Origin of the sequence: Microcoleus sp. PH2017_34_RAT_O_A, assembly GCF_020737885.1 — a bacterium.
GTDB lineage: Bacteria > Cyanobacteriota > Cyanobacteriia > Cyanobacteriales > Microcoleaceae > Microcoleus.
Genome location: NZ_JAEQDD010000059.1, coordinates 36,415 through 46,238, shown reverse-complemented (window position 1 = coordinate 46,238; position 9,824 = coordinate 36,415). Strand labels below are relative to the sequence as shown.

General features: G+C 43.3%; 9 protein-coding genes and 1 pseudogene. 4 read left to right on the top strand and 6 right to left on the bottom strand.

Annotated features, from left to right (window positions below):
- Positions 1-123: 123 nt before the first annotated feature.
- Both JGK11_RS19955 and JGK11_RS19950 read right to left on the bottom strand, forming a co-directional pair.
- Positions 124-714, bottom strand: a pseudogene (locus JGK11_RS19955) (transposase); the annotation flags it as partial.
- A gap of 524 nt (positions 715-1,238) precedes the next feature.
- On the bottom strand, positions 1,239-2,006 hold the full coding sequence (locus JGK11_RS19950; RefSeq protein ID WP_293183975.1) for a class II glutamine amidotransferase: 768 nt from the start codon (positions 2,004-2,006) through the stop codon (positions 1,239-1,241).
- Between the two features lie 707 nt (positions 2,007-2,713).
- On the opposite strand from JGK11_RS19950, the gene JGK11_RS19945 reads away from it, so the two are divergent.
- Both JGK11_RS19945 and JGK11_RS19940 read left to right on the top strand, forming a co-directional pair.
- A complete protein-coding gene (locus JGK11_RS19945) occupies positions 2,714-4,663 on the top strand; it encodes an iron uptake porin (RefSeq protein ID WP_293183978.1) in 1,950 nt (649 codons plus the stop codon).
- Positions 4,664-5,098: 435 nt separating this feature from the next.
- A complete protein-coding gene (locus tag JGK11_RS19940; RefSeq protein ID WP_293183980.1) occupies positions 5,099-5,428 on the top strand; it encodes a hypothetical protein in 330 nt (109 codons plus the stop codon).
- A gap of 98 nt (positions 5,429-5,526) precedes the next feature.
- Here the strand turns inward: JGK11_RS19940 and JGK11_RS19935 are convergent, their stop codons facing one another.
- From JGK11_RS19935 to JGK11_RS19925, 3 genes are all read right to left on the bottom strand, one after another.
- Positions 5,527-6,423: a thermonuclease family protein gene (locus tag JGK11_RS19935; protein ID WP_293183982.1), complete on the bottom strand. Its 897-nt coding sequence runs from the start codon at positions 6,421-6,423 to the stop codon at positions 5,527-5,529.
- A gap of 276 nt (positions 6,424-6,699) precedes the next feature.
- Positions 6,700-6,885 (bottom strand): hypothetical protein, encoded by a 186-nt coding sequence (locus tag JGK11_RS19930; protein WP_293183985.1) that lies wholly within the window; start codon positions 6,883-6,885, stop codon positions 6,700-6,702.
- A 5-nt stretch (positions 6,886-6,890) separates the two neighbouring features.
- Positions 6,891-7,049 (bottom strand): hypothetical protein, encoded by a 159-nt coding sequence (locus JGK11_RS19925; protein ID WP_293183987.1) that lies wholly within the window; start codon positions 7,047-7,049, stop codon positions 6,891-6,893.
- A gap of 19 nt (positions 7,050-7,068) precedes the next feature.
- On the opposite strand from JGK11_RS19925, the gene JGK11_RS19920 reads away from it, so the two are divergent.
- Positions 7,069-7,365 (top strand): hypothetical protein, encoded by a 297-nt coding sequence (locus JGK11_RS19920; protein WP_293183989.1) that lies wholly within the window; start codon positions 7,069-7,071, stop codon positions 7,363-7,365.
- A complete protein-coding gene (locus tag JGK11_RS19915) occupies positions 7,365-7,652 on the top strand; it encodes a hypothetical protein (protein WP_293183990.1) in 288 nt (95 codons plus the stop codon). Before JGK11_RS19920 ends, JGK11_RS19915 begins: the two co-directional genes overlap by 1 nt.
- 74 nt (positions 7,653-7,726) lie before the next feature.
- On the opposite strand, the gene acs is transcribed toward JGK11_RS19915, so the two are convergent.
- Positions 7,727-9,697, bottom strand: a complete 1,971-nt coding sequence (acs, locus tag JGK11_RS19910) for an acetate--CoA ligase (RefSeq protein WP_293212576.1) — start codon at positions 9,695-9,697, stop codon at positions 7,727-7,729.
- Positions 9,698-9,824 lie beyond the last annotated feature (127 nt).

Below are 9,824 nucleotides of genomic sequence, written 5' to 3'. Positions count from 1 at the left end.
TTTAAATCCAAAAAAGTCAAGCACAGAGGTACTGGAATAAAAACTAATCCTCCTATTTTTAATATTTTCAAGCCTCCCAACCCTTAAGTAAACCGTATTGGATTATCGTCGTGGTTTTCGTTATTTTGCTATGGCTAGGTATTCTTTCCTGGCTCTGTTTCGATATGTCCTCGGTTTTTTTACAGGTGACTTAATTTGATTGTGTAGAGCATCTATGATTTTTTCAGTATTCTCTCTTGCTTGATTTAATAGTCCTAAGTCGGTCGGATATTTAAGGTCGGCTGGCGCGCAGGTTGCATCTAATATTAATTTTCCTTGATTTTTGGATTCACTTATTTCTGATGACTTTTTTTCAACCAGCTCTCCTGGCACTTCGGTCTGCTCTTTGACCATTTTTTCGTTGATTTTATTGACTAGATTGACACCTATTCTTTGCCGAAAATAAACGAGCATGGATGAGTCGAATGGTCTAGCATTACTATAGCCACTCAGACCTAGGAAGTATTGTAGGTATGGGTTTTCTCTTATTTGTTCTACTGTTTCGGCATCGCTAGTTCCTAATCTTTCTTTGATTATTAATGCCCCTAAGGCGATACGAAACGATTTGGCAGGGGCTCCCGTTGAGCAGGTGAAATTTTTGGCATATTCTACTTCAAATTCTGACCACGGAATTATTTTTGCCATGATTACCCAACGATTATTCTCTGATAATTGTCACGCGATCGTTAAGGTCAAAGTTGGACGGTGCTTTTGGGGCCCTAGTCAAGTTTTCGGTACATGAACGAAAGTGATGCTGTGCATGGCTTTTGACTAATTTTAGCTCATAGTCTTACACTTTATCCGCGCCGATCGCGAGTCAAAGTCTTTTCAGGTAAGGCTTTTAGGCTTATTCAGCAAGCCCTACATAACCTTCCTCGTTACAGATGTTTAAGCTGTTAGTCATTTAAATTTATTGCTTGAACCTCTTACAGCATGGGGTCTGAGCTACAAATAGTGCAGTTTGAATGTCGAACAGCTTAATGTAACTTTGGTGCTGTGTGAGAATTCATATAAAAATCAATAGGCTATACTATCTCAGCGAATTGCTGTCTGAAATAAAATCGATTTTCCTAGAGTCCTCAAAGAGCATTAGTTGAATATGAATTAATAATTTTGGAACCATATAAAGTCAAAGTATACACTTGGAAAGCTAATATGCAACAAGGTTTAATTTCATTAATTTTTTTTTAATTCGGCTTTCAAATAACAGGCAAACCATCCTGAAATACCAGCAATTTTCCCGGTTCTATTTGCGTCCAGACTTCGTTATCAGTGAGCGGGAAAGTGGCAATCACCGCGACGCGATCGTCCTCTTTGGTCAATTCCCGGAAATCCACAGTTACATCTTCATCGATCGAGTGCGCGCTGGCAAAAGGTGCTTGTCGCACAATATAATGCAGATTAGTAGAACAGTGTGCAAACAAGTGTTCTCCATCAGAAAGTAAATAGTTGAAAATTCCTTGAACGGCAAGATTTTTAGTAATTTCGTTGAGAACCACGTAAATTTCCGTCACAGTAGGTTTATTGTGAGGAAAACTTTCTCGCAGCTTTTCTAATATTAAACAAAAAGCTTTTTCGCTATCAGTCTTGCCGACTGGTTTGTAAATCCCGGCACTTTCAGGATTAAAGTTTTCCAGATTTCCATTGTGGGCAAATACCCAATACCGCCCCCAAAGTTCCCGAATAAAAGGGTGACAGTTTTCTAGAGCAATTTCCCCTTGAGTAGCTTTACGAATATGAGCAATGACGTTAGTTGAGTGAATGGGATAGCGACGCACTACTTCAGCAAGCGGAGAAGCAACCGCAGGTTTTGAGTCTATAAACAGGCGACATCCCAAGCCTTCAAAAAAAGCAATTCCCCAACCGTCTTGATGAATGTCTGTTCGACCACCTCTTGCAGAAAAACCTTCAAAAGAGAAGCAAATATCTGTTGGAACATTGCAGTTCATTCCCAGTAATTGGCACATAGCTTTTAAATCTCTGGAGTTTGGATGGATGCCGCAGCTATGGGCAGCTACAGATTTTTGATAATACCATTATAGTATGAAGTGATTTAGCGTTATAAAAAAAACATAATTAATTTGCTTTGTCAACCGTAAGAATACTTAGTTAGAGAAAAATCCGAGGCGCTAAAATTCAGTACCCTATCCCCGAGAGCAGTCTTGATTGTTCCGTTTGTGTTGCAAATATTTGCTGATGTGGGCTGGCGGGGTATCTATCCCTGCGCAATAGTAAAACAACTATCAACACACTGGCGATTCAGTTGCCACAAAAAGTCAGGTGATTTTAGATGCAAAAGTTGGAAATAACTTATTTTATCTGGTTTGGAGCTTGACGACTGTTACATTATTTTTTAAACTGGTATCAGTTATCACATTAACAGCATATTGATGACTATATCGTAATTTTCCATCAAATCAATCAGATTAATGCCAATGTGATCGATCTAATTAGGAATGCTAAAACACCCAAATATGACGAGATTGTGAGTTATTTTTGGCGACAAGTAGCAGGTATTTAATGTTAGCTACATTAACTACACTTCGGCAGAGATTTTCAGGTTTCTCCGGCGCAGTTCACTACTAATATCTTTAATTTCATAGCGTCATTTTTGATCGGGTCGTCTCGTTTTCACATATCTTCAATCAACAAGCACCAAGTATAACAACTGAAAATGCAAAATCTCAATCAAAAAGACGATCGCCCAAACCGACAAATTCTCACAGGCTTAATCCTCGGATGGGGATTGCAAGGACTATTTAGCCTTCCAGCATTAGCACAACCAAGTTTACCCGAATCTCCCGCTGCGATTGAAAACCAGGCTCAACGCACCCCAACTGCAATTTCCGTAATTGCAGTTGAGGCACCGGAGACAATCTTACCGGAAAATCAGCAATTTGTCGATCGGTCTATCCCACCATCCACACCCAGCTTACCCCAGTCTTCCCCTACTCCTGCAACTCTTGCTGAACCAGCCCCTACCGAAATTGCAGTTGACTCACTCCAGAAAATATTAGTCGAAAATCCTCAATCAGCCAATCAAAATCTCCCAGCCGATGCCAGTTTACTTGAATCTCCAACAACTATTGAAAACCAGAGTGAACCAATCTCAGAGGAAAGCACAGAACAAGTTACATCTGTCTCTCAACTCAGCGATGTAAAACCCACTGATTGGGCATTTCAAGCACTGCAATCCTTAGTAGAGAGATACGGTTGTATAGCTGGATATCCCGACAGTACCTTTCGTGGCAACCGCGCTTTAACCCGCTATGAATTTGCAGCCGGAGTCAATGCTTGTTTAGATAAAATTAGAGAATTAATTGACACAGGCAATGAAAACAGAGTCAAGCAAGAAGACTTGGTAAAAATTCAAAAACTGCAAGAAGAATTTGCAGCCGATATCGCCGTACTGCGAGGGCGCACCGACTTATTAGAAGCGCGAATAACAGAAGTAGAAGCCAATCAATTTTCGCCGACAGTCAAGCTATCAGGATTGACAATTGTGGGAATACAAGGTCGCAGTCCCAACCGTGCCGATCGCGCTCCTAGAGATGGCAAAAGAGATACGAAAGACCCCGGCACAAATATCAACACTATCGCTTTAAGTCAGTTATATTTAACGGCTCAATTCACTCCCCGCAGTAACTTATTCATCGGTCTTTTAAATCAGAGAGGAAAGACATCACCGCAATTAACCGAAGACGTAAACCTTGCTTACGATTTTGGCGAAAATTCTGCCCTTACCCTCAGCGATCTTAACTATCGCTTTCTGGTAGGCGATAAATTAGCAGTAATTGGAGGGACAGCAGGAGTTAACATGATTAGCGGTTTCCGAGGACCGAATCGAGCTGAAAGCGCCGCTTCTGGCCCGATTTCAACCTTCGCTCAAAGAAACCCTATTTTGAACATCGGTCTCGGTCAAGGCGGCGCGGGAATTGACTGGCAATTTGCCAAAAGAGCGAGTTTGCAAGCTGTTTATTCTACTACGGTTCCCGGCTTTTTTGTCAGTTCTAACGGGCCTAGCGGACACAATGCACTGGGATTGCAATTAACTCTCACTCCCGCCGATCCACTAGATATTACTGTTTATTATGTCAACGACTATTCGCCTAACGGCAATTTGCTTGGTCTGGCGGGAGACAGTCAATTAACTGCTGTTAATCCCAGTACCAGCAAATCAGCATCCCTCCAAACGAATGCTGTGGGAGCAACTGTAAATTGGCGGGTTTCTTCGCGTATTTCCTTGGGAGGTTGGGCTGGTTATACTAATTCTCGGATTCCGGGTAAATCTGGGAGTGTGGCAACTACAAATTATATGGTGTTTGTGAATTTTCCAGATTTATTTGGCACTGGAAATTTGGGGGGGATTTATATCGGGCAACCTCCTAAAATTGTTAGCAGTAATTTACCGACAGGCAACAATATTCCCGATTTTTTAGATACGGGTTTAGGGCGCAAAGGCGGCCAACCGGGAACGACTACTCATGTAGAGATGTTCTACCGCTGGCAGGTGAGCGATAATATCAGCGTTACTCCAGGAGTAATGGTGATTTTTCGACCAGATCACACTCGCAATAGCGATCCGATTACGGTGGGTGTCTTGAGAACTTCGTTCTCTTTTTGATTTTGTTTGTAGTGGGGACTTCAGTCCTCATAAAAGTCAGACGACTAAAGTCCTCACTATAAACTTATAACGGTTATTTTAAAATAATTAATATTAGTTATCAGTCAGCTCGCGCCAGGACTTAAACTTTTTTGCGGGAATCCCGAATTATTGCAACAAATACAAGTTTTGAACCTCAATCAGTTTTCGCTTTCTGACGCGGATTAAAACGCCGAGGAAGATGTCTTAATCTTTTTTCTAAGTACAAACACATGAGCTTTACTAAAACTTCACATTTTTGGGACTAATATCGTCATTCAATCTTTATTTTGTAGATAAAAATACTGAATTACTTGTAAAAAAAAGATCCGCACAAACACTCTAGGAATTATTTTTAAATTCAATTAATATCTTAACATATCTTCGATAGTTCCTGAAGTTAGGATTTAGAAAAACATGATTAAATCAAATGGCTATTTTTTGGCTCTGGGCTTGGTAGCAATTTCGGCTCTGACAGCCTGTCCTTGTCAAGCACAAACGGCTGTTGAATCAAATATAAATTTAACGGGAGATAAGAATATAACAACCACTAACCAGCAGAATGGTGCTAACACTTCTACTGGCGATCGCTCAAAAACTATTAGCACTTCTAAATCTTTTGTGGTTTCAGAGACTAATACCGTAACCGTTCAACCTAGTGCGACGGCGGCGGCTCCGGAAAATCGAACTGTACGCAGCAATCCCTTGGGATGTCGATTTTTTAATACTCCTTCAATGCAGCAATAAATACCGCAGATATCGGAAAAAGAGAAGATCGTGGCCGAAGAGAGGGCGATGCTTTCTGAGGATTGCTCTCTATTTGCTTAATTAACTTCATTTTTAATTCAACTTTCTGGGGGAAAGTCAGAAAACTGTTTGATATTCTTCAAAATTATTTGAGGCTTGCTTTTGTACTGTTCAACCTTGCCGCTGATATACACGTAACCGCGTCCTTGACCTGCATAACGCTTTTCAATCAACCGCTTCAAAGGAGCCATTTCATAAGTTTCGGCATCGGGTATCCACAAATCTAATTTATGATAAACTGAACCTGCATAAATCAGGGCATTGCCGCCGATCCATTTATTAATTCCTGCCTGCAAGTCGCAGAAAATAGTAATAGATTTAGCTTTCTCGGAAGCTGCTAAAATTTTTGGGTAGTGCAATCTCACAGAAAGTGCTCCGTCCCTTGCTTCCGACAATCGAAACTCTTCAACAATCGAGCCTCGCATCGACCACCAAGGCAGCAAATTAGCATAGTTGCGAGAGGGAATCTTGGCATTGGTAATCGGATCCCAAATCATCAGATTGTAAGCTTTGGCTGCCGATTCTGCCTCGGTCATTTGTCGGTGATACAATCTCGATCGCCCGTATTTCATAAAGTAGGGACTCCAGCCTTCTTTAATCAGTTTTAGATTGTAATTTTCTCCATCTTTATGTACGTAACATAAGAGGCGCCCGTAGTTGTCACGGTGTTTTTCTAGAGCAATTTCAACCGGATCGTCTGTATCAAATTCAATGTCAATTTTAGCAAGCCCACCATTTGCTGTAGCGAAGTATTGTTTAGCCATTTCCGAAGCTGCTTTCCCTGCGGCAGTTACAGGCTTTGAAGTGTTAGAGTAACTTTCTTCTGTATCGACGCAAATCAGCCGCAGAGACTCGGTTTTGCCGTTGAGAGCAACTTTGACAGTATCGCCATCAACTACTTGAGTTATTTGCAGGTTCGGAATTCTAGTTGCCATATTTCGCACCCTGTTAAACTTGAGATTTGATTCACATATTGGGTTAATTGTACATGAGTTTGCTGCTGAATGCAATAAATGTACCGTTGCAACTACCAGGAGAAAGAGTAATGGCTGTTCTAGAGTATGTAAAACCCGGTGTAAAAACTGGTCAAATTATGCTGGCGGTCGATCTAAAATTATATACAACCGCAGATAAAGGCAGATGAACGCAGATCAAAACACATCTGCGTTCATTTGTGTTCATCTGCGTTCATCTGCGGTTACAAAATACCCCTAAGAATCAGCTCGCAACTTATCCAAAACTGTCCGATCTTCCAAGGTCGAAGTATCCCCAGAAACCTCTTCTCCAGCGGCCAAAGAACGCAACAAACGCCGCATAATCTTTCCGCTGCGAGTTTTCGGCAAAGCATCGGTAAATCGAATTTCGCCGGGACGGGCGATCGCGCGTAAATCAACCAAGGCGATCAATCGGGGTAAAGCGAGTTATCTTCAACTTTTAAATTCCTAATCTGTTCGCGAATCACATCGGTTTTTGTTCTACCGCTGTTCGCGCAATAAGCTTCTAGCCGAAGCATTTCTACTTCAGGGAGTCGGATGGTTAGAACTTTAACGTTTTTACTCATACTGCAATTATACTGAAAAATGCAGTACAATAATAGCAGAGAAATGCGCCTTGGCACAATGTTACCGCACCATGCCAAGACGACTTCCCCGAAGTTGAACGTCCAACAAAGGAGCAATTTAATTATGATTCAAGATCCAGAAAAAGAACCAGAACGTTGGGATGAGCCGATTTTAGCGGATAACCCCAACCAAGCGAAACAGGAGTGCCAAAAACGAGCCGATCGCTACCGGGTTGAATTAGAATCTGTAACTCAACCCCGAAAAGTCGAAAATCGCCCTCAAGTGTACCGTTGCAACTACAAGGAGAAAGAATAATGGCTGTTTTGGAGTGTGTAAAACCTGGTGCTAAACTCGGTCAAATTATTCTGGCCGTCGATTTAACTGTTGCTGGTGCAGTCGATCGCATTTTAGCAAAAATTCAAGACTTAGGATATGACCCAGAAATCCGTCATGTCAACTATCCGTCTGGAGTTCACGTCTTAGCAATTCTCAAAGACGAACAGCATTCAGAAGCAGTCGATGATGACTACTTGCTAGAAGATTGGCTGCAAGTAAGGTCGGAAATTAACAGCGATGCCGTTCATTTGTGGCGAGGTAAATAAGCGAATTAACAATTAAACCGCAGATGAACACAAATGTAATTATATCAGTCTTCATCTGCGGTTACAAAATACCCCTAGGAATCAGCCCGCAACTTATCCAACACCGTCCGATCTTCCAAAGTAGAAGTATCCCCTGTCACCTCCAAACCAGCAGCTAAAGAACGCAGCAAACGCCGCATAATCTTTCCGCTGCGAGTTTTCGGCAAAGCATCGGTAAATCGAATTTCGCCGGGACGGGCGATCGCCCCAATTTCCTTCACAACGTGCTGCTTCAATTCCTTAATCAATTCATCACTAGGCTGCTGAGTATTTTGCAACGTCACAAACGCCACAATTTCCTCACCCTTAATCTCATCCGGTTTCCCCACAACCGCAGCTTCCGCCACCGCTGGATGAGACACCAAAGCCGATTCAACTTCCATCGTACCGAGTCGGTGTCCGGCGACATTAATCACGTCGTCAACGCGGCCCATTACCCAGAAATAACCGTCTTTATCTTTGTGCGCGCCGTCCCCCGCAAAGTACACGAATTGGCCATCTTTTGGGTGCAAATATTCCCAATAAGTGCGGCGGAAGCGATCGGGATCGTTGTAAAGTGTACGCATCATTCCCGGCCAAGGATGTTTGACTACTAAATAACCGCCGCTTTGATTAGTTACTGGTTCGCCATCTTGGTCAACGATATCGGCAACAATTCCGGGGAACGGAAGGGTTGCAGAACCGGGTTTTGTGGGGATTGCACCGGGCAAAGCGGTAATCATAATTCCCCCGGTTTCTGTTTGCCACCAAGTATCGACTATCGGACAATTCGAGTTGCCAATTACGCGCTGATACCACATCCAAGCTTCAGGATTGATCGGTTCGCCGACGGTTCCTAACAATCGTAAAGATGATAAATCTCTGGCATTCGGCAACTCTTCGCCCATCTTCATAAAGGTGCGAATTGCTGTTGGTGCGGTGTAGAAAACAGTGACGCCGTATTTTTCGATTACATCCCAAAAACAACCGGGATTCGATGCGCGCGGAGCACCTTCGTACATGACAGTTGTTGCACCGTTGGAAAGGGGGCCGTAGACTATGTAACTGTGCCCTGTAATCCAACCTACGTCGGCGGTGCACCAGTAGATATCGGTGTCTTGGAGGTCGAATATCCACTTGGTTGTCATGTGGGTGTAAAGGTTGTAGCCGCCTGTGGTGTGGACGACTCCTTTCGGTTTGCCGGTACTTCCTGAAGTGTAGAGAATGAATAGCATATCTTCGCTATCCATCGGTTCGGCGGGACAATCTGCGGAGGCGTTTTTTTGCAATTCGTGCCACCAGCGATCGCGCCCTGGTTCCATTTGCACTTCTTGTTTGGTACGCTGGACGACGAGAACGTTGGTAACACTGGGTGCAGCGTTGTTGGCGAGGGCTTTGTCTACTTGTACTTTGAGGCCGACTGCTGCGTCTTTGCGGAAGCCTCCGTCTGCGGTGATGACGAGTTTTGCTTGGCCGTCGTTGAGGCGATCGCGCAAAGCTTCTGCACTAAATCCGCCAAAGACGACGCTGTGTACTGCACCGATTCTGGCACAGGCTAACATGGCGATCGCAGCTTCGGGAATCATGGGCATATAAATGCCGACGCGATCGCCCTTTTGGACACCCAATTCTTTGATGACGTTGGCCATTTGGCAGACTTCGCGGTGGAGTTGGGCGTAAGTCAGGGTGCGGGAGTCGCCCGGTTCGCCTTCCCAAATCAGGGCGGCTTTGTTTTTGCGCCAGGTAGTTAAATGGCGATCGAGACAATTGTAAGAAATGTTAATTTTGCCATTGACAAACCATTTAGCAAAGGGCGGCTGCCAGTCGAGCACGGTATCCCAGTTTTGAAACCAGTCTAATTCTTGGGTAGCGAGTTCGGCCCAGAATGCTTGGGGGTCGGCTTTGGCTTTTTCGTAGAGGGCGCGGTATTCTTCTAGGCTTTTGATGTGAGCTTTTTCGGAGAATTCAGCAGGCGGCTGAAATAGGCGTTTTTCTTGGAGTATTGATTCGATGGTATCTTGTGACATCGCTGTTAGTTTTAATTTCGGTTAGTCTTTGTAACTATTGTTTGCATAAGTTGGGGCAAAAGTATGTTTATTTTCCTTAAGACTTTGAATACTTGTGTAAATGTTGGCGCTTATTACCAATTACCAA

Coding starts and splice junctions, on each gene's coding strand:
- JGK11_RS19950 (WP_293183975.1), bottom strand. CDS start 2,006: ATGTGCCAATTACTGGGAATGAACTGCAATGTTCCAACAGATATTTGC.
- JGK11_RS19945 (WP_293183978.1), top strand. CDS start 2,714: ATGCAAAATCTCAATCAAAAAGACGATCGCCCAAACCGACAAATTCTC.
- JGK11_RS19940 (WP_293183980.1), top strand. CDS start 5,099: ATGATTAAATCAAATGGCTATTTTTTGGCTCTGGGCTTGGTAGCAATT.
- JGK11_RS19935 (WP_293183982.1), bottom strand. CDS start 6,423: ATGGCAACTAGAATTCCGAACCTGCAAATAACTCAAGTAGTTGATGGC.
- JGK11_RS19925 (WP_293183987.1), bottom strand. CDS start 7,049: ATGAGTAAAAACGTTAAAGTTCTAACCATCCGACTCCCTGAAGTAGAA.
- JGK11_RS19920 (WP_293183989.1), top strand. CDS start 7,069: ATGCAGTACAATAATAGCAGAGAAATGCGCCTTGGCACAATGTTACCG.
- JGK11_RS19915 (WP_293183990.1), top strand. CDS start 7,365: ATGGCTGTTTTGGAGTGTGTAAAACCTGGTGCTAAACTCGGTCAAATT.
- acs (WP_293212576.1), bottom strand. CDS start 9,697: ATGTCACAAGATACCATCGAATCAATACTCCAAGAAAAACGCCTATTT.